Source organism: Natrinema saccharevitans, assembly GCF_001953745.1.
Taxonomy (GTDB): domain Archaea; phylum Halobacteriota; class Halobacteria; order Halobacteriales; family Natrialbaceae; genus Natrinema; species Natrinema saccharevitans.
Genome location: NZ_LWLN01000001.1, coordinates 848879 through 872312, shown reverse-complemented (window position 1 = coordinate 872312; position 23434 = coordinate 848879). Strand labels below are relative to the sequence as shown.

The window sequence follows — 23434 nt, the reverse complement described above, 5'->3', positions numbered from 1 at the left end:
GCATGCCGGTTGATCGGTCCGAAACCCCTCCTGATTTTCCGTTTCGTGACCGAGACGGATTCACTTCCGCCCTCCTCCGGGAACGCTTTTTAAGCCCCACCTCCAAAGGAAAACGATGGAACTCGACGATCATGCCGAGGAACTCGCCTCCGACCTCGGTGTCGACAAAGAGGAGGTCAAAGACGACCTGCAGAACCTGGTGGAGTACAGCGTTCCGATCGACGAGGCAAAGCAGAGCCTCCGACGGAAGTACGGTGACGGACAGAGCGGCGGTGGCGGGACGCCCTCGGCGAAGGACGTCGCCGACATCGATCCCGACGAGAGCAACGTCACCGTCACGGGCGTCGTCCTGACGGCCGGCGAGCGGTCGATCCGCTATCAGGGCGACGACCACGTCATCGTGGAGGGACGGCTGGCCGACGAGTCCGGCGTCATCGACTACACCGCGTGGGAGGACTTCGGCCTCGAGCCGGGCGATACGATCACGGCGGGCAACGCCGGCGTCCGCGAGTGGGACGGCGAGCCCGAACTCAACCTCGGCGAGAGTACCTCGCTATCGTTCGACGCGGAGTCGCTCGACGTCCCCTACGAGGTCGGCGGCGAGGCACAGCTGGCCGACCTCCGGACCGGCGACCGCGCCGTGACCGTCGAGGTCGACGTCCTCGAGTGCGAGCGTCGCACGATCGACGGCCGCGACGGCGAGACCGAAATCCTGAGCGGCGTCTTCGGCGACGAGAGCGGCCGGCTTCCGTTCACGAACTGGGAGCCGGCCTCCGAGATCGAAGCGGGCGGTCCGGTCCGCATCGAGAACGCCTACGTCCAGGAGTTCCGCGGCGTCCCGGAGGTCAACGTCTCGGAGTTCTCGACCGTCTCGGCGCTCGATCGCGAGATCGACGTCGGCAGCGACACCCAGACGATGACCGTCGGCGAGGCGGTTCGGACCGGCGGCATCTACGACGTCGAGGTCGTGGGCAACCTGCTGGCGGTCCGGGACGGCTCCGGCCTCGTCCAGCGGTGTCCGGAGTGTTACCGGGTCATCCAGAAGGGACAGTGCCGGACCCACGGCGACGTCGAGGGAATCGACGACCTCCGGGTCAAGGCGATCTTGGACGACGGCACCGGCACCGTCACCGTCGTCCTCGACGATGAACTCACCGAGCGGGTCTACGACGGCACCCTCGAGGACGCCCTCGAGCAGGCCCGCGAGGCGATGGATCAGGAGGTCGTCGCCGACCGGATCCGCGAGCGCATCGTCGGCCGCGAGTACCGCGTTCGCGGCCACCTCTCGGTCGACGAGTACGGTGCGAACTTAGACGCCGAAACCTTCGCGGAGAGCGACGACGATCCGGCCGCGCGTGCGATGGCCTTCTTAGAGGAGGTGGACGCATGAGCGCGACGGACGAGAACGACGAGGAGATTCCCGGGCGGGAGATCGCCTACCGGCTGTTCGCGGCCGAGTACGACGATGCCTCGCTGTCCTACGCCGAAAGCGACGAGGAGCGCGCCCCGAACTACGTGATCTCGCCGACCGGCGCGCGGCTCAACCGCGTGTTCGCGGTCGGCACCCTCACGGAGGTCACCTCGGTCAACGAGGAGATGGTCCGGGCCCGCGTCGTCGACCCGACCGGCGCGTTCGTCGTCTACGCCGGCCAGTACCAGCCCGACGAACTGGCGTTCTTGGAGCAGGTCGAACCCCCCGAGTTCGTCGCGGTGACCGGCAAGGCACGGACCTTCCAGCCCGAAGACGGCGATCAGGTCTATACCTCCCTCCGTCCCGAGAGCATCGCCACGGTCGACGCCGACACTCGGGACCGCTGGGTCGTCAGCGCGGCCGAACAGACCGTCGCGCGGATCAGGACCTACGCCGGCGCGGCCGACTCCGACGCGGCCGGCGAGGACCTGACCGACGCCCTGCTCGAGACCGGCGTCGAGTCCGGCCTCGCGGCGGGAATCCCGCTCGCGCGAGACCACTACGGAACGACGCCGTCGTATCTGGCCGCGCTGCGCGAGTGCGCGCTCGAGGCCTGCGAGGTCGTCGCCGGCGAACGCGATCAGGTGAGCGGGCTCGACCTCGCGCCCGACGCCTCGAGTCCCGAGTACGACGCCGCTTTCGAGTCGCTGGCCGACCTCGACGGCGTCGCCGCCGACGCGCTCGAGTCCGAGTCCGAACCGGCCGAAGCGATGGCGGCGACGGCCGGCGGGAGCGAGGCGGCGACCGATCCCGACGACGCACACTCGGGCTCCGCGGCGGGAACGGCGACCGAAACCGAGCCCGGACCCGCGGACGCCGCGATCGACGCCGCCCCCGACGGGACGACGGCGGATCTCGAGGCGGACGCCGACCCGGCGACCGACGCCGAGACGGCCGACCCCGCGGCAGCCGGTTCGGCGGGCGACGAGCCCGCGGAGGCCGAAGCGGACGCGGAGCCGGCGGTCGACGACGCCGAGCCCGACACCGGATCGCTCGAGACAGGGGACGACGAAACCGAAGCCGAAACGACCCCTGCCGAGCCCGACGGATCGGCGACCGCCGACGGGAACGACCTCGGCGACTTCGACGCCGGCGCGGCCGACGACGGCGGGATGTACGAGATGGACGACGAGGAGCGCGAGCAGCTCGAGGCGGAGTTCGGCGCGGAGTTCACGACCGGCAGCGAGGTCGAGGAGCCCGGCGAGGCGGAGATCGACGTGCCCGAGCCCGACGAACCGGCCGACGACCTCGACGACGCGCCGGACTCGGCGGCCGAGCCCGAGCCCGCGGCCGACGCCGCCGCGAGTAACGAACCCGACGACGACGGGATCGGCGCACCGCCCGAGTCCGGCCTCGAGGGAGCCGATTCCGACGCCGAAAGCGATGGAGCCGAGCCGGAACCCGAAACCGAGGCGAAAGCGGTGGAGCCGGCCGCGGACGAGTCGACCGGCGAAACAGAGCCCGAGGGAGACGACGCCGGGGGCGGCGACGAGCCCGCCGACGACGTCGACCTCGAGGACTACGTCGTTGAGACGATGGAGGACCTCGACGACGGCGACGGGGCCGACCGGACGGAACTGGTCGAGGCAGTCGCCGACGACACCGGGGCCGCCCCCGAGGACGTCGAGGAGGCAATCCAGGACGCGCTGATGGGCGGGCAGTGTTACGAACCCGACGACGAGACGCTGAAGGCGATCTGATCGCGAACGGATGCGCGACGATTCCCGCCGACGCGACGGGGCCGCACCGTCGACGCAGCCGCTGGTCGAGCCCGTCCCCGGCGAACCGGCCGCGACCGCGACGATCGGCCACGAGCGCGCCCTGCTAATCGCCGACTACCACGCCGGCTACGAGGCGGCGTTGCGGGACGAGCGCGGCGTCGACGTTCCCAGTCGGGCCCCGGACCGACGGGAGCGGCTCACTGCCCTGCTCGAGCGGACTCGAGCCGACCGGCTGGTCGTCTGCGGCGACCTGATGCACTCGATCGGCGAGCCGGGCGGGGCCGAACGCGGCGAACTCGAGGTGCTTTTCGAGTCGTTCCCGAGCGACCTCGCGGTCTCCGTCGTCAAGGGCAACCACGACGGCCGGATCGAGACCTGGCTCGGCGAGAGCGACGACGTCGATGCGACGGTCGCGGTCGTCCCCGGCGCGGGCGTCGCCCTCGGCGACGTCGGCGTCTGTCACGGCCACACCTGGCCCGCGCCGGCCGTCCTCGAGAGCGCGGTCGTCTGTCTGGGCCACGAACACCCCTGCGTCCTCCTCGAGGACGAGGTCGGCGGCAGCCGCGTCGAGCGGGCGTGGCTGCGGGGACGACTCGCTCCGGAACCGTTTCGCGACCGCCCGGAGTACGAGGGCGTATCGTGGCTCGAGGGGGCGACCGAGCCGCCGCGTTCGGTGGTGATCCCCGCGTTCAACGACCTGGTCGGCGGGACGTGGACCAACCTCTCCGGACAGTCGTTTCTCTCGCCGTTCCTCCCCGCGGGGCTGGCCGACGGCGAGGCGTACCTGCTCGACGGGACCCGACTCGGGCCCTACGAGTCGGTCTGATTCGACGGCGGGAGCGCGGCCCGACCGAAACGTTTCAACTTAAAAACTATTTTGGCGAGAGAGACCCAACGTGGAATATGTCTCTCCGGAACCCGTCGGCCGCGTTCTTCTCGGTCGTCCTCGGCGGGTACGTCGGGGTACTCGCGCTGTGTGCGACCAGTCGCGTCCTCGCCGCGGAGTACACGGCGATCGGGCCCGTCGCGATCGGTGCGTGTGCCGGGCTGATCGCGGCCGGCTGGTGCCATAGGCGGCCCGCGCTCGCGACGACACTCGCCCGAACGCGGTTGTACGTCCTCCCGGTCGCGGTGATCGTCGCCGGGGCCGCCGTCGTCCCGGTCCTCCCGGCGGCCGGCGTGCGCGGCCTCGAGCCGTGGCTACGCGAGTGGTTCGTGGAGATCGTCGTCTTCAGTTTCGGCGGCGCGGCCGTCTATCTGGTCACGGTAAACCGCCACGTCACCGCGCTCCGCGACCGAGAGTCGGTACTGGCCGAGTGGCACGCGCGGCCGGACCGTCGGTATCGGCGGCTGCTTCGCGCTGGCGGGCTCGTTCTCGGCTGCAGCCTCCTCGTCGTCGGGTTCGCGCTCGTCTTCGTCCTCGAGCCGAGCGTCAATCCGCTGCCCGCGTTCGGCGGTGCCTTGATCGGACAGGCGATCACCGCCGGCCGACCGCGAACCTACACGCTGTTCGAAAGCGGACTGTGCGTCCACCGGTCGGGGACGATCAACTACCAGTTCGTTCCCCGATCGCAGTTACGGACGGTCGACCTCGCCGCCGACCGACTCGAGATCGGACGCGGGCTTCCGTGGCCGCTCCCGATCCGGTGTGCCACGACGACGATGGCCCGCCCGGAGCGGGTCGCGGACGCGCTCGAGCGGGTCCTCGAGTCCGCTCCGGCGGCCGACTGACGCCCTTCCACCGTATCGGGCGGCGGACCGCCTACCGTCGGACCGTCTCCGATCTGATCTCGTCGCCCTCGCGCCACTGGAAGTAGTAGTACTCGGTGCCGGCGATTTCAGTCACAGAGACGCTCGCCCGCTCTGGGACGCCGTCGGGATACGCGGCCGGCTCGCCGTCCGCCGGGGACGGTTCGCCTCCCCCCTCGGTCCCGCCCGCTTTCCACGCCGCCAGTTTCTCGAGGTACTCGCTCGCCGCGCGGAGCGCCGCCGGCTCTCGAGTCGCGAGTTCGTCGAGTGCCTCGTGGCCAACGCGATCTAGCTCCGTCGGTGGGCTCGGTCGCTCGTCCGCGGTCATACTCGCCGCTGGGACCCGACGGGCCCTAAAACTCGTCGTTCCGCTCGAGTCGGTGTCCGAGATCGGTCAGTGATACGATGTCACGACCCATATCAGGTCCTAGTATCCATTAGTACGCCAACTACGTGTGAATTTATATACACGAACGGGGTCGCTGGGAGTGACGATGGTTTCACAGACGCAGCGTCAAAAAGCGTTCGATCCGATTCCGGACGACCTCGAGTCGGCCCGTGCGAAACTCGTGTACCTCTACCTCGAGGTGGCCGGGGGCGCGACGGTCGAGGAAGTCGGGGAGAGACTGGCGATGAAAAAGATCAACGTCCTGAGCGTGCTGGGCTCGCTGGTCGAGGCCGGCCACGTGGAAAAACGGGAGTCGGCCTACGCCGTCGCGAACTGACCGGCGACGGCGGGATCGACGCCCCTGTGACGAACGGGGTCGAACGAATCGGGACCTCGGTGGGCCGTCGCGGCGACGTCGTCAGAAGGTCTCGAGGTAGCGCTCGAGTTCCCAGTCGGAGACGTCGACGAGGTAGTCCTCGAACTCCTGGCTCTTGGCCTCGACGAACTTCGGCCCGACGTGGTCGCCCAGCGTCTCGTAGATGACCTCGTCTTCCTCGAGAGCGTCGACGGCTTCGCCGAGGTTGGTCGGGAGCGTCTCGATGCCGTACTCCTCGCGTTTTGCCTCGTCGAACTCGTAGATGTTCTCCCGGATCGGGTCGGGACACTCGAGGTCGCGTTCGATGCCGTCGAGGCCGGCGCTGATGAGCGCGGCGAGCGCGAGATAGGGGTTACAGGACGGGTCGGGGAAGCGCGCCTCGATGCGGGAGGCCGCCGGGATCCGCGCGGCCGGCTTGCGGATCAGCGCCGAGCGGTTGCGGTCGGACCAGGCGACGTAGACCGGCGCTTCGTAGCCCGGTACCAGGCGTTTGTAGCTGTTGACCGTCGGGTTCGAGACGGCCGTGATCGCCGGCGCGTGTTCGAGGATCCCGGCGACGAAAGACTGTGCAGTCTCCGAGAGGTCGAACTGACCGTCCTCGTCGTGGAAGGCGTTCTCGCCGTCCTCGAACAGCGAGAGGTGCGTGTGCATTCCCGAGCCGTTGATCCGCGGGATCGGCTTGGGCATGAAGGTCGCGTGCTGGTCGTGCTGGGCGGCGATCGCGCGGACGACCGTGCGAAACGTCGCGACGTTGTCGGCCGTCGCGAGCGCGTCGTCGTACTCGAAGTTGATCTCGTGTTGGCCGCGGGCGACCTCGTGGTGGCTCGCCTCGATCTCGAAGCCCATGTCCTCGAGCCCGTAGATGATGTCGCGGCGGACGTCGCTGGCGAGATCCTTCGGCGCGAGGTCGAAGTAGCCCCCGTGATCGCCGGTCTCGGTCGTGGCGCGGCCGTCGTCGTCCTCCTCGAAGAGGAAGAACTCCGGTTCGGGCGCGGCGTTGACCGTGTAGCCCATTTCGTCGGCGCGTTCGAGGGTGTTCTTCAGAACGCGACGCGGGTCGCCCTCGAAGGGTTCGCCCGTCGAGGTGTCGATGACGTCACAGATCATCCGGGCCGACGCCCCGTCCTCGCGGTTTTGCCACGGCAGGATCGCGAACGTCTCGGGGTCGGGTTTGAGTCGCATGTCCGACTCCTGAATGCGGACGAAGCCCTCGATCGAGGAGCCGTCGAAGTAGATCCCCTCGGTGAAGGCCTTCTCGGCCTGTCGGGCCGGCACGGAGACGTTCTTGACCGTCCCCAGAATGTCCGTGAACTGCAGGCGGAGGAAGTCGATGTCCTCCGCCTCGATTTCGTCCAGTACCTCCTCTTCGGCAGCAGTTAGGTTCCCGTTCGTCATCTTCTGCTCGCCTAAGCCAATGGATTCTACTATTAAAGTTCTACTGTTGTGGGCGAATATCCGCAAATAGTCAGAAAAATGGTCAAGCGTTGTTTATAAAATGGTGTGTTCGGTGACTGACTGACAACACCCGAAAAATAGCTCGGGAATTGAATATTCGTTTAGCAACGCTCGGTTTCCGACGGCGAACACTGATCCGGATCCGGATCGAAACCGATCAGACCGACGGATACTCGCGCTCGGAACGGGACCGGGTGCCGGCGGTCGGCCCCGCCTCCAGCAGCGCGGCGAGATTCGAGAGGCCGAGGTCGACGCTCGCCCGCCAGACGGTCGCCGACGACCGGATCGCTCGCCGCCACGCCGCCAGCGGCTCGGCCGTCGCTCCCTCGCGCGACTCCTCCCGATGCGGTCGCGTCGTGAGCGTCGTCTCACAGCCCGGACAGACGTACGCGATGCGGTCCTCGCGGGACTGTACCGCCCAGTCGCCGTCGACCGGGCTCGAGTGATCACACTCCCAGCAAAACAGCGTCGCCTTCCGCAGCGTCGGCGTGCCGTCGTCGTGGTCAGTTGTGGGCCGGGTCATCGAGCGTGGGTACAGGACCGACGCATAAAGTTACACTCCGTGCAGCATTCACACAATACACCGAAACGGTGAATCCGTCCAGTAATAACGTCATCACGCGTTTGAAATGAGACGCGTTCACACTGGACAGCCGCGTGACCGTCCGACGCGTCCGCCGTCCGACGGTCCCCGTCCGTCAGTGGTTTCAGCGATCGAGGCGTACCACGCGTATGGCCGCGACCAGCAAACCGAGCCGGCTCGAGACCGGCGACGACGTAGACGAGTTCGTGGCGAGCCACGACGTCGCGCTCGTGGAGTTCTACACGAGCGGCTGTGCACTGTGTCAGGCGATGGAACCGGTCCTCGGCAACGTCGCTCGCGCGACCGACGTCGCGATCGGCATGGTCAACCCCGGCGACGACATCGGTCTCGTCGACCGGTTCGACATCCGGTCGGTGCCGACCCTGCTCCTGTTCGAGGACGGCGAGGAGACTGCGCGGCTGGCTGACGGGTTCCAGGGCGGCGACGCCGTGACCGACTTCCTCGCGTCGAACGTGCCCACCGCCGTCGACGCCGACTGACGGGCCCGGCCGGTCGCCGCCCGGCGTCCGAGAACCCTTATGCCCGCTCGCTCGCATGCCTTTCCTATGCCCGACGAGGGAGGGGCCGACCTGCTCGCGCTCCGCTGTGACGCCGTCGCCGAACTGGACGAGGCGGCGGTCCGCGACGCCCTTGAGTACTTCGAGCCGGCCCTCGTCTACGTCGTCCGGGAGTCGTCTGACGGCCGCGTCGTGAGCCGGGTCCGACGGGCCGCCGACTGTCCCGTCGTCGCCGCCGCCGGTCCCGCGGAGATCCGGACCGAAACCGTCGGGGAGATCTCGTTCTGTTTCGCGGGTTCGACGTCGCTGCTCGCGGACGCGCCGGCGGCCGGCTACCTCGTCTGTGACGACCTCGAGTCGACGACCGACGCCGTCGCGCTCGAGGCGACGCTCGCCGGCCGCGAGGCGGCCGCGCGCTACCGAGCCCGCTCGAGTCGCGAACCGACGTTCCTGACCGGTGCGCTCCCCGCGAGTTACGACCACGTCTGGGAGGCGATCGTCGACGGCGAATCGGTCCGGCTACCGGTCCGCGGGCTCGCCCCGCTGGAGCGGTCCGGAGCGGCCGAACTCGCTTGCCTCACCTGCGGTCGGGCCGGCTCGGTCGCGGTGTCGTCGGTCCCTGCCGACAGGTTCGGACTGGGGGCGCTGTCGGGTGTCGGTCCGACGACGACCCGACGGCTCCGGGAAAGCGGCTACCAGACCCGAGCGGCCGTCGCAGCGGCGTCGGCGACGGCGCTGTCCGCGATCGACGGGATCGGCCCGTCGACGGCCCGCGAGATCGTCCACAGCGCGCGGGCGCTATCCGACGGCCGCGTCGTCCGGACGACGGCGGACCCGCTCCCGCCGGCCGGCGACGCGACGCCGCTGTTCGTCGACATCGAAACCGACGGGCTCCAACCAACGACGATCCCGCTAATCGGCGTCTACGATCCCGTCCGCGACGAATACGTCGACTTCGTCGACACCGCCCCCTCCCGCGAGGACCCGGGGCGAGCGACCCGCGAGTTCGTCTCGTGGCTGGCCGCCGAGTACGACGCCCCCTCGCTGGTCGCGTGGAACGGCCGCGGGTTCGACTACGACCACCTCGAGCGCTTCGTCGCCCGCTACGCGCCCGAGTACCGCGCGTACTGGCGCGATCGCGTCTCGACGTACGACCCCTACGACTGGGCGGTCCGCCGGGACAACGCCGTCCTGCCGGGCCGAACGAACCGCCTCGAAGACGTGGCCGCGGCGCTGGGCCACGATCTCGAGGGGGCCGCGGCCGCGCTCGACGGGAAGACGTTCGCCGAGCGGCTCCGGCGGCTGCTCGAGGCCTCGAGCGCGTCCGAAGCGCCGGCCATCGACTGGACGGTCGTCCGCCGGTACTGCGAGGCGGACGTTCGCGAACTGGCCGCGGTCTACGAGGCGATCGCGGCGGCCCCGATCGAGACGGAATCGTCGGGAGAGAAAGCGGACGGCTCCACGGCGGAACCGACACAGACCGGACTCACTGATTTCTAGTATGCCACCGCAAGACACCGACGGACCGATCGGCGGCCGGGGCGACACCGACTCGGACGCCCTCGCGCTGACCGGCGCGCAACTCCGCGAGACGTATCCCGACGCCCGCTATGCCGGACAGTGCCGCGAACGGTTCACGCTGCCGGCCGAACCCGCCGACCACGTCCCCGCGGAGGAAGTTCTGCCGCCCGACCTCGCCGCGACACTCGCGGTCGATCCCTGGCGCCATCAGGCCGAGGCGCTCGCGGCGCTCGAGCGCGGCGAGAACGTCTGCGTCACGACGTCGACGTCCTCGGGGAAGACCTACGTCTACGCGCTGGAGATCGCGCGGCGGTTCCGCGAAGGTTCCGACGTGCGCGCGCTGCTGGTCTACCCGACGAAGGCGCTCAGTCGCGATCAGGAGCGGGAACTCAACGATCTGTTCGACGACCTCGGACTGGACGTCGCGGTCGGCGTCTACGACGGCGACACCAAGCGCCGGGAGAAGTCCCGCATCCGCGAGGAAGCGAACGTCGTCATCACGAACTTCGCGGGGTTGAACCGGTACCTCGAGGGCCACCACCGCTGGGCCGCGTTCCACGCGAACTGCGACCTGCTCGTCGTCGACGAGGCCCACGCGTGGACCGGCGTCAGCGGGATGCACGCCGCCTGGATCCTCCGACGGGCCCGACGGGTGATCGAGTGGTACGGCGGCGACCCCCAGTACGTCCTGACGAGCGCGACGATCGGCAACCCGGCCGACCACGCCGAGGCGCTGACGGGCGAGCCGGCGACGGTGATCGACGAGGACGGCTCCCCGAGCGGCCGCCGCCACCTCGTCTTCTGGGATCCACCGACCGACGGCGACGCGGGCGAGTACGGCGGCAGCGGTGGCGAGGACGACGAGGCAAACTGGCGGCCGAGCAAACGACCCGCCACCGTCGAGGCCCCCGAGGTGTGGGCCCACTGTTGCTACCACGGCGTTCCCTCGCTGCTGTTCTGTGACTCGCGGAAGGGGACGGAACTCGCCGTCAGCCGCGCGCGTGACTACCTCGAGACCCCGTCGCTTCCCTATCGCGGCGGCGCCGACCTCGCCGCCTACAACGCCGGCCACGGCAAGCGCTCGCGTCGGAGTACCGAGAACCGGCTCAAGAGCGGCGCCCTCGACGGCGTCGCGACGACCAGCGCGCTCGAGGTCGGCATCGACGTCGGCGGGATCGACGGCACCGTCCTGCTGGGGTATCCCGGCTCGAGACAGTCGTTCTGGCAGCGGATCGGCCGGTCGGGCCGTGGCGAGCGAGAGGCCCTGTCGGTGTTCGTCCCGAGCCACTCGACGCTCGATCAGTACGTTTGCAATCACCCCGAGTACCTGCTCGAGGAGGGTCCGGAAAGCGCCGTCGTCGACCTCGAGAACAATCCGGTCTACCTGCAGCACCTGCGGTGTGCGGCCCAGGAGCTGCCCCTGCGCCGCGAGGACGCGGCCCGTTTCGGCGGGCGCGATCGGCTCGAGCGAGCCGTCGAGTACGGCCGCCGGACGGGCGATTTCGAGGGCTCGCTCGCGGGCGGGATCACCTACGCCCACCGCGATCGGCCACAGGACGAGATCAGCCTCTACGCCGCCGGCGGGAACGCCTTCGAGATCCGGCTGGCGGGCGAGGGCTCGATCGATCACCAGCCGATCGGTCGCGCACGCGCGTACCGGGACTATCACGAGGGCGCGACGGTGCTGTATCGGGGCGACCAGTACGAGGTGATCGAACTCCGTGAGGACCGGCCGCAGCCGTACGTGACACTCCAGGCCGCCGACCTCGACTACTACACGCAGTCCCAGCGCCGGACGACGATCTACGACACCGAAATCCGAGCGTCCCGCGAGGTCGGCGATTTCCGACTCAACTGGGGGTACGGGACGGTCACGGTCCACCACGGGACGTTCGTGAAACGCGACCTCGAGTCGGGCGACGTCCGGGAAGTCGGCCTCGAGACCGGCGTCCCGCCGCTGGAGATGCGCACCCAGTTGTGCTGGACGGAGGTCCCCGACGGCGTCGAGCGAGCGGTGACGGCCGCTCACAGCGACTACCACAACGACGAGTGCGAGGACCTGCCTCCGCGGCTCCACGGCTACCTCGGGGGGATCCACGCCGTCGAGCACGCGATGATCGCCGTGGCTCCGCTCGAGTTGACCGTCGACGCGGCGGACCTCGGCGGGCTCGCAACCAACCGGCTCCCCGACGGGACCGACGCGAGCGGCTGGTTCATCTACGACGGGATCGAGGGCGGGCTGGGCTTTTCCCGGCGCATCTACGAGGAGTACGAGGCGGTCGCGCGGCGGGCCCGCGACCTCTGGGTCGACTGCGACTGCGGTCGCGACGAGGGCTGTCCCGCCTGTCTCATGAGCGACCGCTGTGGGAACGACAATCGGCCCCTGTACGGGCCGGCGGCGAGGGACGTGCTCGACGCGGTACTGGACGAAGGCAGTGCCGCCCCGCGACCCGACCGCACGGACGGGGACCGCGACGAGCGCCGCCCGCCCGCGTCGGTCTCGTAGCGGCTACTCGTCGGGCTCGAGTTCGCTGGGGTCGAGGTCGCCCGCGAGGTACCGCTCGCCCGCGTCGCTGACTTCGTAGACGCCGGGCATGTAGCGCGTCATGAGTCCGTACTTGGTCAGTTCCCGGCAGCGATAGGCGGCGAAGTCCGCCGGACAGATCCCCGCCTCGTCGAACTGGTTCGGTTCGAACACGTCTTCGGCCTGCATGTACTCGAGGATCCGTTCGTCGGCGGGGTCCATCCACTCGGCGTCGGTTTCCGGCTCGTCCGGCTCGGCCTCGTCCGATCCGTCGACGTTCGCGTCGTCGGGGGTTGCGTCGTCCATGAGCGTACGTGACGGGTCCCGTTCGGGAGTATGTTTGCGTATCGGTCGTCGACGCCGATCCGACGCGCCGGCGCTACGACCGCGGTCCGTCGGCCGTCTCGGTGGACCGTCTCCCTTCGTCGACCGTCGCGTTCTGGCGTGGCAGACAGCGGACCCAGTCGAGGAGACCAGCATAAGCCGTCCCACTGAACTAACGGTACGGAAACCCGAAATATAACTGCTCGAGCCGGAAGCGAGCGGACTTTCACGACCGGTCGTATCGGTGCGGCTATCCGGACGGGGCGCCGCCGGTCGTCGGCGCGGCGGGGTGAGCTTACAGGGGAAACGACTGTGCCACCGGTCGCCGTGTTCGGGGGATGGACTCGAAACGACCCGACGTTCGACTCGACGAAGCGCCCGACGAGGAGGGACGCGTCACCGCGCGGAAACGCGAGGGCTCGTCGGACTCGCTCGTCGACAGGTCCGCGGGCTCGTTGGCCGCTGACGGGCCAGTCGGCGGTCACTCCGCGTTCTCGAGCAGTCCGAGTTCGTCCGCGACCAAGTCCGCGATCCGATCGGCGATTTCCGGGTCGACTTCCGCGACGGCATCGCCGTCGTGAAGCTGGTCGTTGTGTCGTTCGATCGCGTCGGCCACGTCCGAGAGCGGGACGCGAGAGGTGGTCTCGCAGTCGGGGCAGACGATGGGAACGCGGGGGGCATCGTCCGAATCGTTCGGGGTCGTCATTTCTCGGGTGTCTCGCGTCGACGGTCAAAACCTAATTGATTCCGGCGGCCGGCCGGTGCGAACGTCGCTCGAGACCGACTGTATCACGGGGCCGCCAGCCCGTCGCGATCGGGCGTTCGACAGGTGTGATATGAGAACCCATATCTTCCGTGTGGGGGATTCTACCGGCGGTTTTCGCATCGTTCTCGACGCGTTGGCCAGCAGAATTATTGTGGTTCGAACCAATCGTCGGGTAGACGGGAGTACGACAGTCTGTCGGTGGGGTCACCCACTCGATCGTCACCCCGTCATCACACAACGGAGCTCCATGGTTCCCGGCTACATCCGGTAGCCGTTCCCTGTCTTTCGTCTCCGCGAGTCCGGTAGCGACGCGTCCCGGTGCCCGCCCGTCTTATAGTAGCCGCTGCAACGATTCACACACTGATCGCAGCGCCGTCGTGCGATCAGGTGTGCAATGACGTTCAGCGGCTACTATAGCCGCGACGGCGAGCGAGGACGGCGACGGACAGCGCGACGAGCGCACCGACGACGCCGAAGCCGGGCATCTGGTCGCCGCTCTCGGCGTTTTCGTCGTCATCATCGTTTTCGCCGGCCGATGCCGGGTCGGACGCGTTCGACGGGCCGTTCGAGCCGTCGGGGTCGAACCGCTCGTCGGCGGGGGCGTCGAGCTGCAGGACGACGACGGCCTGACCGTGGGTCGAGTTCTCGGCCGCGTCGTAGGTCCAGCCGCCGCCCGCCTCTTCGTAGGGCTCCGCGGCGGCGATCGGATCGATATCGGTGTCCCAGCCGTCGCCTGCTGGTTCCTGTTGGATATAGCCAGCGACATCGATTCGATCGGCGTGTTCGCCGCTGATTTCGGCTTCGCCGTAGGTGAGGGTCGCGTCTTCGGGGTTCCCGTGGAACTCGAGACAGTGGGAGTCCATATAGCCGTCGCCCTGTGCGACGTCCGGACTGGTGCCGAACTGATCGCCGTCGAGCGGGAACTCGTGGTGGTCGTCCATGGGGAACTGGACGGTCATCGGATCGGCGTCGGAGTGCCACGTCGTCGCGCCGCCGGTCGGGACGGTCACGGACGTGTTCGGCACCGACTCGCCGATGACCGGGTCGCCGTTTTCGTTGACCAGCGAGACGCAGATCTTTCCGGAGCCGTCGCCGAGATAGGGACTCCGGTACTCGTCGCGCGGGTTCTCGTAACTGACCCAGCTGCCGTCGTCGGCCGCCGCTTCGTAGTAGGGGTCTCCCTTCTCTGGTGCGGGGTCGACGTATGCCGCCTCCGAAACGGTCCCGTTGTCGTCCGGATCGGCTTGCGCGGCGACCGTCCCGGCACCCGCCGCGACGAGGCTGCCGATCACGGCCAGTCCGAGCCCGACCGCGAGAAGTGTTTGCCACCGCTCCGGACCGCTCGAGCCGCGTACTTCAGCCATGATTATACACCTCTCCGGGTTCGACTCGCCGGGAATCGAGCAGGCGATCGATCAGCGTCGATGACTGTCGTTCTATCGTACGTGTCATCGACCTGCGATACCGGATCGGCTATCCTATATATGAGTTTGCTACTCGAGCGGTAGCAGGTGGTTACGCGGAGTAGGCGGTCGTTTGAGTAACGGTGGCCGTCGAAGCCGACACCTACTGCCGTCCCTTCGACGCTCGATCCGCCCGGCCACGACTCCGGTGGCGAGACGACGGCCGGTCCGTCGGTCCGTCGGCTTCGATTGCCGGTACGATCGGTGAGAGTTGTGCATTGTCCAATATGTAGTGATTATATGGAATATTATCCTGGTCGCTTTTGAATGGTTAGACTTAACACCCATCATTTGGCACTGAGTGGTATGGCAGGAAACGACAGTGACTTCGAGCGGATCCTGACGAAAAAAGACCTCTTCGTCCTCGCGTTCGGCGCGATGATCGGCTGGGGATGGATCATCCAGACCGGGTTCTGGATCGACGAAGCGGGCGTGGCCGGATCGGTACTCGGCTTCGTCGTGGGCGCGATCATGGTATGCGTCGTCGGACTGATATACGGTGAACTCACGTCCGCGATGCCGTTCGTCGGCGGCGAACACGTGTACAGTTTCCGCGCGCTCGGCCCGCTCTGGTCGTTCGTGTGTACGTGGTCGCTCGTCCTCGGCTACGTCGGTGTCGTCGTTTTCGAGGTCGTGGCGCTGCCGTCCGCGATGGCGTTTATCGTGCCCGGATTCAACGTCCTCGAACTCTGGACGGTCGCCGGGGAGCCGGTGTACGCGTCCTGGATCCTCGTCGGCGGGATCGGCGCGATCGTGATGACGGGGCTCAACTACCGCGGCGTGAAACCCGCGGCACAGTTCCAGACGCTGCTAACGCTCGTCATCGGCCTCGCGGGTGTCATGCTCGTCATCGGGGCCCTGTTCAACGGACAGACCCAGCCGAACCCGCCGCTGTCGGACGTCGGGACGGCCGGCGTCGCCACGGTCGCGATCATGACGCCGTTCATGTTCGTCGGCTTCGACGTCATTCCCCAGTCCGCCGAGGAAGCCGACGTCCCGCCCCGCGTCATCGGACTTCTCATTCCGGCGGCAGTCTCGCTTGCCGCGCTGTTTTACATCGGCGTGATCTGGGCGTCCGGGCAGGCCATGCCCGGCGTCGAACTCGTCGAGAGCCCGCTGCCGGCCGCCGCGGCCATGGAAACGATCTTCAGCAGTCAGCTGATCGGCCGTATCATGGCGCTTGCTGGCATCGCGGGCATCCTCACGAGCTGGAACTCCTTCCTGCTGGGGGCCAGTCGCGCCGTCTTCGCGCTCGCCGATTCGGGGATGATTCCGCGACGGATCAACGCGCTCCACCCCGAGTACAACACGCCCTCGACCGCGATCGTCCTCATCGGCGGGCTCTCGATCTTCGCGCCGCTGTTCGGCGAACAGATGCTGGTCTGGATCGTCAACGCGAGCGGGCTCGGCCTCGTCGTCGCCTGGTTCCTCGTCGTCGTCTCGTTCCTCGTTCTCCGCTACCGAGAGCCCGGCCTGAACCGCCCGCTGAAGCTCCCGTTCGGATACGCGTTCGGGGCCGCGGGGCTGGTCCTGACGCTCGGCTTCATCGGCCTCTATCTTCCGGGCGGGCCGTCGGCGCTCGTCTGGCCCTACGAGTGGGCGATCGTCCTCTGCTGGGCGCTCCTCGGCGTCGTGCTGTATGGAATCTCCTCGACGGACTCGGAGATCGAACTGGCCGATCTGGAGCCGAGCGAACTCGAGTAAACGCGCGAGACCGGCGGCGTCAGTCCTCGTCCGCGATCGACTCGACTACCGTCTCGAGTTCGAAGTCGTTCAGCGGATGCGGTTCGTCCTTGACCGTTTCGACCACGAACTGCGAACTCGTGCGAACGACCTCGTCGATCGCCTCGTAATCGCTGATGAGACGGTGGACCATCTCCCGGTCCGCCAGATGCGCGATGACGATGAAATCGGTATCGCCCATCGTGAAATACACCTGATTGACCCCCTCGATGGCGGCGAGTTGCTCCCCGACGTCCTCGTGATACTGTTCGTCGTACTCGGCGATGACCTCCGTGACGACCGTGATCTCCAGTCCCAACGCCTCGAGGTCGACGTCCAAGAGGTCGTTGCTCACGACGCCGTCTTCCTTGAGCTTCGTGAGCCGGTAGTGGACGGTCGATTTCGGAATGTCCGTGTACTCCGAGATCTCGTCGGGACTCCCCGTCCCGAGTTCCGCCACGGCCTGGAGGATACGAACGTTTCGCTCGTCCATGGCACGGGTATTCGCCCACGCCGATAAACAACATTCGAATACCGGGCCCGCCTCAGGACGAAAGTCGGATACAGTACGACCGACCGAGCCGTCAGCCGCTCGGCCGAGGGCGCGAACTGTGTTCTAGTAGCTATAATTTATTAGGACTGGGTCTAGAGATATGTGGTATGTCCGAGCAGAAATTCGAGCCGTCCGACGGTCGGGACTCGAACGCGGCCGTCGTCTCGAGCTACGACGACCACATGATGCCGATCTGGAAATCGCTCGATATCCCCGTCAAACGGGCCTCGGGCTGTACGCTCGAGGACGTCGAGGGCAACGAGTACCTCGACGTCTTCGCGGGGATCGCAGTGACGAACGTCGGCCACGGGAACGAGGCCGTCGTCGACGCCGCCAAAGCCCAGCTCGAGGAGTTCGTCCACGGCTGTTCGTACGTCCATCCCAACGAGCCGGTCGCCGACCTCGCCGAGCGGATCGCGGAGGTGACGCCGGGCGACCTCGAGAAGACGTTCTTCTGTAACTCCGGGACGGAGTCGGTCGAGGGCGCGGTCAAACTCGCACGGAAGTACACCGGGTCGAAGGAGGTCATCGCCCTCGAAATGGGGTTTCACGGCCGGACGCTTGGCAGTCTCGCGCTGACGGGCAACAAGTCCTACAAGCAGGGGATGGCCCCGACGCTCAACGACGTCGCCCACACCGCACCACCCTACGGCTACCGGTGCCCGCGCTGTGACGGCGGGGAGTGCGACGCCGACTGCGCCGACGAACTCGAGCGTGTCATCGGATCGCATACGAGCGGCGACCTGGCGGCGATCGTCGTCGAACCGGTCATGGGCGAAGCCGGAATCGTCGTCCCGCCGGAGGGCTGGCTCGAACGAGTCCAGGAAGTCGCCCACGACCACGGGGCGTTGCTGATCGTCGACGAGGTCCAGACCGGCTACGGCCGGACGGGCGAGCTGTTCGCGAGCAGCCACTTCGACGTCGAACCGGACATCCTGACCCAGGCCAAGGGGATCGCGAACGGGCTGCCGCTCGGGGCCTTTACCGCCCCCGCGGAGATCGCTGACGCCTTCGAGTCCGGCGACCACCTCTCGACGTTCGGCGGCAACCCGGTCGCCTGCGCCGCCGCGCTGGCGACGATCGACGAACTGCAGGACGGGATCGTCGACGACGCCCGCGAGCAGGGCCGGTGGCTCGCCGACGAACTCGGCGCGCTCGAGGGCGAGTACGAGGTCGTCGGTCAGACCCGCGGGCTCGGACTGATGTGGGGCGTCGAACTCGTCGAGCCGGGGACGACGGGGCCACAGAACGTCGCCCCGAAGCCGGACCCCGAGCTGGCGTCGGCCGTCAGCGACTACCTCCGCGACGAATCGAACGTCGTGATGGGGGTCGGCGGCTACTACAAGAACGTCATGCGCTTCCAGCCGCCGCTTTCCATCTCGCGCGAGCAGCTTCAGTACGCCGTCGACGAACTCAGGGCCGCGCTCGAGACGGTCGCCTGATACGGGTCGTACTCGCGATAGACCGTCTGCGTCCGGCCGGGTCGCGTCGCGGAACGAGCCGACTGGTCGAACGCGGCCGCGGACCGTCCCAATTATGAACGACATCCGAGAATCCGAGTAAGGTTAGATTTATCATTTAATAGCGAGTCTCGTCCCATATTGTGTTCGAAAAGGTCCTGATCGCGAACCGCGAGGAGATCGCCGTTCGAATCGCGCAGGCGTGTGCGGATCTCGGAATCGACTCGGTCGCCGTCTACAGCGATGCGGACGAGGACGCGAAACACGTCCGACTGGCTGACGAGGCCTACCATATCGGTCCCTCGAAGGCGAAGGAGAGCTACTTGGACCAGGACGCGTTGCTCGAGGCCGCACGGGCGGCCGACGCCGACGCGATCCATCCTGGATACGGGTTCCTCGCGGAGAACGAGTCGTTCGCGGCCGCCGTCGAGGAAAGCGAGTTCGAGTGGATCGGGCCGCCGAGCGACGTGATGGCCGACTTCGGCGAGAAGACCAAAGCGCGCAAGATCATGGCCGAGGCCGACGTTCCCATCGTTCCGGGGACGACCGAGCCGATCACGTCGCCGGAGGCGGTCGAAGCGTTCGCGGACGAACACGGGTACCCGGTCGCGATCAAGGCCGACGGCGGTGGCGGCGGCCGCGGGCTCAAAATCGTTCACGAGCCGTCACAGATCGAATCGAAGCTACAGGAAGCGATCCGAGAAGGGGACGCGTACTTCGACAATCCCAACGTCTATCTCGAGCGCTTCCTCGAGGGGCCGCGTCACATCGAGGTCCAGATCATGGGCGACGAACACGGGAACGTCCGCCATTTCGGCGAACGGGACTGCACCGTTCAGCGCCGCCAGCAGAAACTCGTCGAGGAGTCGCCCTCCCCCGTGCTGGACGACGAGACCCGCGACGCGATCTGTGCGGCGGCCCGTCGCGGCGCGGCGGCAGCGGACTACGTCAACGCCGGGACGGTCGAGTTCCTCTACGAAGACGGCGACTTCTACTTCATCGAGGTCAACGCTCGGATCCAGGTCGAACACACCGTGACGGAGGAACTCACTGGAATCGATCTGGTGAAGTGGCAGCTCCGGGTCGCGGCCGGCGAGGAACTCCCATTTTCCCAAGACGAGATCGAACCGCGAGGTGCCGCCATGGAGTTCCGACTCAACGCCGAGGATCCGGACAACGATTTCACGCCGCTCCCGGGGACGCTCTCGACGTACGAACCGCCCCGAGGGATCGGCGTCCGCGTCGACGACGGCGTCGACGAGGGCGATTCGATCGCGCCGTTCTACGACTCGATGTTCGGCAAACTGATCGTCACCGGGCGAGACAGAGCGGAGGTGATCGCTCGCGGCAAGCGCGCGCTCGACGAAACGGCCATCGAGGGCGTCCCGACGACGGTTCCGTTCCACCGCGAGTTGCTCGAAGACGAGGGGTTCCTGGCGAACGATCACACGACCAAGTACGTGGATCGGGAACTCGTGGGCGAGTAGCCGGTCGTTACGCGATCGCCGACAGCGACTCGAGTTCGATCCCGTGTTCGCCGACTCGCTCGTGGATCGCCTCGAGGATCGCGACGGCGTTCGGATTGTCGCCGTGGATACAGATACTGTCGGCGGGGACGGCGATCTCTTCCCCGTTGGCCGCCTCGACGACGCCGTCCGTCGCGATCGAGACGAATCGGTCGGCCACGAGTTCGGGATCGCGGTCCGCGAGTTCCCGTTCGACGATGAGCGAGCGGTCGGCCCGGTAATCCAAGTCGACGTACCCCTCGAAGACGGCCCGGAGCCCGTCGACCTCCTGTGCGACCTCGTAGATGTTCATATCGGTCGCGAGGTAGATCAGGTCGTCGTCGACCTCGAGCATCCCCTCCATGGCGGCGCGGGCGTGTTCCGGGCTCTCCGAGAGCATCGAATACATCGCGCCGTGGGGCTTGACGTGTTGCACCGCGGCACCGTGGCGGCGCGCGAACGCGGTGAGCGCACCGAGTTGATACACGACGTAGTCCCGAACCGCTTCGGGACTGGCATCGATCTTCCGCCGGCCGAACCCCATCCTGTCGGGGAGTCCCGGATGGACGCCGATCGCCACGTCGTGTTCGGCGGCGAGCGAGACCGTCTCGCGCATGACGTGGGGGTCGCCGGCGTGGAACCCCCCTGCGATGTTCGCTGACGTGATATAGGGCATGACTTCCTCGTCCCGCCCCATCTGCCAGTTCCCGAAACTCTCTCCCATATCGCAGTTGATGTCTATCGTCGTCACGGGCGTAATTATAGCAGGATTTCGCATATATCTTCCGTCGCCCCGTCTACAGAATCGGAAAAATTCGGACGCTGTCCGACTTCTGAATCGGTGATGAAATATAGGTGTGAAGAAGGCGGTATTGCTCGAAGGTGATATATCTGAGCGAAAGCGCGGGTTCGACAGGCGAGCCATCTCGGCTCGAGTCCGCGATCGGAGTCGGCCGACGGCGGTTCGGTCGCTGTGGCGACGCCGCGAGGACGGTTACTCGACCTCGACGAGCGGCTGGTCGGCCTCGATCTCGGCCTCGTCCTCGACGAGGAACTCGCCGACGGTCCCCGAACTGTCGGCCTCGATATCGTGGAAGTTCTTCATGACTTCGACGAGTCCGACCGTCTCGCCCTCCTCGACCTCGTCTCCCGGCTCGACGAACGGCGGGTCATCGGGATCGGGACGGCGGTAGAAGACGCCCGGCATCGGTGACGTAATCGTGGTCTTGTCGGACATGGTGTGCGTCCGTATTGTATTCAGTACCGAATATATCCTTTGTTCTGTTCTCTGTTTCAGTCAACTCGAGAGAGTTGAATGTCAGATCCCGCCATCGATCGCCGCGCGAACGGCTTCGAGGCGTTCGTTGCGCTCCTCGCGGGCGGCGTGTGCGTCGTCGACGTCGACGGCCTCGAAGTACACCGAATCGTGGGTCTGTCGCTGTGCGAGCAGTCCGCGGTCGGCGCTGATGACCGTCCCGACGGTCGCGTAGCCTCCGCCAGTGACCGCGTCCTGCATCAGGACGATCGGCTGGTTCGGTACCTGGATCGAGCCGATTGGGTAGCCGAGATCGACGACGTTCGACGGATCGGTCCCGGCACCGAACGGCTGTTCGCGCTCCTCGAACTCGAGGTCCGGTCCCTCGAGCCGGTAGCCGACGCGATCGGCCTCCGACGAGACCGTCCATTCGGCGTTGCAAAGCGTCTCCTTCGCCGCCTCGGTCAGCCGGTAGTCGGTCAGTCCGAGGACGATCCGGACGGTCTCCTCGTCCGCGTACGTGGGGACGTACTCGTCGCCGACTCGCGTTCCGACCAGTTCGTCGCCGTCGTTGGACTCGCCGATCGACAGTTCGTCGCCCGCCTCGAGGGCGCGACCCTCGTGGCCACCGATGCCGACGAGCGTGTACGTCGACCCGCTGCCCATCACCTTCGGTACGTCGATACCGCCGGCGACGGCGAGATACGCCCGCGCCCCTTCGGTCGCGAACGAGAGGGCGAGTTCGTCGCCGGCCTCGACGGCGACGGACCGCCACGTCTCGATCGGATCGCCGTTGACTCTCGGCGACATGTCCGCGCCGGTGATCGCGATCACGGCGTCCTCTCGGAACGTCGCCGTGATGCCCTGATAGGTCATCTCGACGGTCGCGGCGTCGGCGTCGTTTCCGACGAGGTAGTTGGCGACCGTGTGTGCGTACCGGTCCATCGCGCCCGACGGCGGCATTCCGATGTGGTAGTGGCCGGTGCGTCCGAGATCTTGTATCGTCGTCGCGATACCGCCCTCTTCGATCTCGATCATGCTTCCCCCTCCACGAGCCGGGCGTTGTATTCGCGTGGCGACTCGAAGAACTCGTCGGGCGAGAAGGTCACCGTCTCGTACTCGAACTCGTAGGTCCCGTCTTCGACGGCCTCGCGGATTTCGTCGTACTCCGCCCGATCGATCCGTCTGTAGTTCAAGATGTCACCTGGGTTCGGGAACACCATCGAATCGCGGAAGTCGGGCAGCGTCCGGTCGGTGTCCAGCACTTCGACCGGCGTGCGACCGAACAGCTGGTAGCCGCCGGCCCCCTGAACCGGGTAGATGACCGAGAACGCGCCACCGAAACCGACCGCGCGTCCGGGCGTGTCGGTCCGCGGTTCGACGTATTTGGGCACTTCCAGCTGTTGACTGCGCGGCACCATCTGGAAACACCACGGGAGTCCCGGAACGAACCCGACCATCGTCACCATATGCGGTGCGCCGACGAACGCGTCGATGAACGAGTCGACGTCGTCGAACCCGTTGAGCTGAGCAGAGTACTCGAGGTCCGTCGAGTCCGGGTCCTGATGGCGGTCGCGAAACTCCATGAGCGTCTCGTGGGTCCACGGGTCCTCGAACAGGACCGGGACGTCGATGACCCGCGTCTCCCACTCGTAGTTCTCGATGTCGGTCTCCGCCTCGATCGCTTTCAGTTCGTCGATCAGATCGTCCGGCCGGATGACGTCCGGATCGATGCGAAGCATGTAGGACGCGTTGGCCGGACAGTTCTCCACGACCCCCTCGATGTCTCGATCGGCGACCTGTTGGGTGATCGCCATGGCCTTGAAATTGGCCGTGAAGCTCATTTCCTCCGCGAGTTCGACGAACACGTGGTCGTCTCCCCCGTACTCGTATCTCGGTTCGGGAAGTTCTACGGGTGTAATACGTTCGTCGTCCATGCCTTGCGATGACAATTCAGAGTTCAGCTATGAATAGGTATTGGTCTCGAGCCCACATTGTACAGATATGTCGAATTTAGTTCGAACCTGAAATAATAGTAGAACGGGGTCCGACGGATCGGCGGTTCGACGGCAGGCTCGCG

General features: G+C 67.0%; 22 protein-coding genes. 11 read left to right on the top strand and 11 right to left on the bottom strand.

What is annotated here, in order from left to right; genetic code table 11:
* Positions 1-115 precede the first annotated feature (115 nt).
* From A6E15_RS04510 to A6E15_RS04495, 4 genes are all read left to right on the top strand, one after another.
* Positions 116-1390 carry a Single-stranded DNA binding protein gene (locus A6E15_RS04510; protein ID WP_076144116.1) on the top strand — a complete coding sequence of 425 codons (1275 nt, stop codon included), beginning with the start codon at positions 116-118 and terminating at the stop codon, positions 1388-1390.
* On the top strand, positions 1387-3171 hold the full coding sequence (locus A6E15_RS04505) for a hypothetical protein (RefSeq protein WP_076144114.1): 1785 nt from the start codon (positions 1387-1389) through the stop codon (positions 3169-3171). Before A6E15_RS04510 ends, A6E15_RS04505 begins: the two co-directional genes overlap by 4 nt.
* A gap of 10 nt (positions 3172-3181) precedes the next feature.
* Positions 3182-4018, top strand: coding sequence for a metallophosphoesterase (locus tag A6E15_RS04500; protein WP_076144111.1), 837 nt, complete (start codon positions 3182-3184; stop codon positions 4016-4018).
* Between the two features lie 77 nt (positions 4019-4095).
* Positions 4096-4923, top strand: coding sequence for a hypothetical protein (locus A6E15_RS04495; protein ID WP_076144109.1), 828 nt, complete (start codon positions 4096-4098; stop codon positions 4921-4923).
* A gap of 31 nt (positions 4924-4954) precedes the next feature.
* On the opposite strand, the gene A6E15_RS04490 is transcribed toward A6E15_RS04495, so the two are convergent.
* Positions 4955-5269: a hypothetical protein gene (locus A6E15_RS04490; RefSeq protein ID WP_076144107.1), complete on the bottom strand. Its 315-nt coding sequence runs from the start codon at positions 5267-5269 to the stop codon at positions 4955-4957.
* A gap of 166 nt (positions 5270-5435) precedes the next feature.
* On the opposite strand from A6E15_RS04490, the gene A6E15_RS04485 reads away from it, so the two are divergent.
* The gene (locus tag A6E15_RS04485; RefSeq protein WP_076144104.1) at positions 5436-5666 is read left to right on the top strand and encodes a MarR family transcriptional regulator; all 231 of its coding nucleotides are present in this window, start codon (positions 5436-5438) and stop codon (positions 5664-5666) included.
* 81 nt (positions 5667-5747) lie between these two features.
* Here the strand turns inward: A6E15_RS04485 and glnA are convergent, their stop codons facing one another.
* Positions 5748-7100, bottom strand: coding sequence for a type I glutamate--ammonia ligase (glnA, locus tag A6E15_RS04480; protein ID WP_076144101.1), 1353 nt, complete (start codon positions 7098-7100; stop codon positions 5748-5750).
* 217 nt (positions 7101-7317) lie between these two features.
* The gene (locus tag A6E15_RS04475) at positions 7318-7683 is read right to left on the bottom strand and encodes a hypothetical protein (RefSeq protein WP_076144099.1); all 366 of its coding nucleotides are present in this window, start codon (positions 7681-7683) and stop codon (positions 7318-7320) included.
* Between the two features lie 209 nt (positions 7684-7892).
* Between A6E15_RS04475 and A6E15_RS04470 the strand changes: the two genes are divergently transcribed.
* The 3 genes from A6E15_RS04470 to A6E15_RS04460 all read left to right on the top strand — a co-directional run bounded on the left by A6E15_RS04470 (position 7893) and on the right by A6E15_RS04460 (position 12288).
* Entirely contained in the window at positions 7893-8243 is a 351-nt protein-coding gene (locus A6E15_RS04470) for a thioredoxin family protein (RefSeq protein ID WP_076144096.1), read from the top strand.
* Positions 8244-8309: 66 nt separating this feature from the next.
* Positions 8310-9761, top strand: a complete 1452-nt coding sequence (locus tag A6E15_RS04465) for a ribonuclease H-like domain-containing protein (protein ID WP_076144093.1) — start codon at positions 8310-8312, stop codon at positions 9759-9761.
* 1 nt (position 9762) lies between these two features.
* A complete protein-coding gene (locus A6E15_RS04460; protein ID WP_076144091.1) occupies positions 9763-12288 on the top strand; it encodes a DEAD/DEAH box helicase in 2526 nt (841 codons plus the stop codon).
* Between the two features lie 3 nt (positions 12289-12291).
* On the opposite strand, the gene A6E15_RS04455 is transcribed toward A6E15_RS04460, so the two are convergent.
* From A6E15_RS04455 to A6E15_RS04445, 3 genes are all read right to left on the bottom strand, one after another.
* Positions 12292-12612, bottom strand: coding sequence for a hypothetical protein (locus tag A6E15_RS04455; protein ID WP_076144088.1), 321 nt, complete (start codon positions 12610-12612; stop codon positions 12292-12294).
* A 499-nt stretch (positions 12613-13111) separates the two neighbouring features.
* Positions 13112-13336 (bottom strand): hypothetical protein, encoded by a 225-nt coding sequence (locus tag A6E15_RS04450; RefSeq protein WP_076144085.1) that lies wholly within the window; start codon positions 13334-13336, stop codon positions 13112-13114.
* A gap of 461 nt (positions 13337-13797) precedes the next feature.
* The gene (locus A6E15_RS04445; protein WP_076144083.1) at positions 13798-14760 is read right to left on the bottom strand and encodes a PGF-CTERM sorting domain-containing protein; all 963 of its coding nucleotides are present in this window, start codon (positions 14758-14760) and stop codon (positions 13798-13800) included.
* A 405-nt stretch (positions 14761-15165) separates the two neighbouring features.
* On the opposite strand from A6E15_RS04445, the gene A6E15_RS04440 reads away from it, so the two are divergent.
* The gene (locus A6E15_RS04440; RefSeq protein ID WP_076144080.1) at positions 15166-16563 is read left to right on the top strand and encodes an APC family permease; all 1398 of its coding nucleotides are present in this window, start codon (positions 15166-15168) and stop codon (positions 16561-16563) included.
* 19 nt (positions 16564-16582) lie between these two features.
* Here A6E15_RS04440 and A6E15_RS04435 read toward each other — a convergent pair whose 3' ends face one another.
* Complete coding sequence (locus A6E15_RS04435; RefSeq protein WP_076144078.1) at positions 16583-17074, bottom strand: Lrp/AsnC family transcriptional regulator; 492 nt, start codon at positions 17072-17074, stop codon at positions 16583-16585.
* 167 nt (positions 17075-17241) lie between these two features.
* Between A6E15_RS04435 and A6E15_RS04430 the strand changes: the two genes are divergently transcribed.
* Both A6E15_RS04430 and A6E15_RS04425 read left to right on the top strand, forming a co-directional pair.
* A complete protein-coding gene (locus tag A6E15_RS04430) occupies positions 17242-18576 on the top strand; it encodes an aspartate aminotransferase family protein (protein WP_076144075.1) in 1335 nt (444 codons plus the stop codon).
* 161 nt (positions 18577-18737) lie between these two features.
* Complete coding sequence (locus A6E15_RS04425) at positions 18738-20081, top strand: acetyl-CoA carboxylase biotin carboxylase subunit (RefSeq protein ID WP_076144072.1); 1344 nt, start codon at positions 18738-18740, stop codon at positions 20079-20081.
* Between the two features lie 7 nt (positions 20082-20088).
* Here the strand turns inward: A6E15_RS04425 and A6E15_RS04420 are convergent, their stop codons facing one another.
* The 4 genes from A6E15_RS04420 to A6E15_RS04405 all read right to left on the bottom strand — a co-directional run bounded on the left by A6E15_RS04420 (position 20089) and on the right by A6E15_RS04405 (position 23291).
* The gene (locus tag A6E15_RS04420; protein WP_076144069.1) at positions 20089-20850 is read right to left on the bottom strand and encodes a LamB/YcsF family protein; all 762 of its coding nucleotides are present in this window, start codon (positions 20848-20850) and stop codon (positions 20089-20091) included.
* Positions 20851-21093: 243 nt separating this feature from the next.
* Entirely contained in the window at positions 21094-21336 is a 243-nt protein-coding gene (locus A6E15_RS04415) for an acetyl-CoA carboxylase (RefSeq protein ID WP_076144068.1), read from the bottom strand.
* Between the two features lie 81 nt (positions 21337-21417).
* Positions 21418-22392 (bottom strand): 5-oxoprolinase subunit C family protein, encoded by a 975-nt coding sequence (locus tag A6E15_RS04410; protein ID WP_076144066.1) that lies wholly within the window; start codon positions 22390-22392, stop codon positions 21418-21420.
* Complete coding sequence (locus A6E15_RS04405; protein ID WP_076144063.1) at positions 22389-23291, bottom strand: 5-oxoprolinase subunit B family protein; 903 nt, start codon at positions 23289-23291, stop codon at positions 22389-22391. The genes A6E15_RS04410 and A6E15_RS04405 overlap by 4 nt, the downstream gene beginning before the upstream one ends.
* Positions 23292-23434 lie beyond the last annotated feature (143 nt).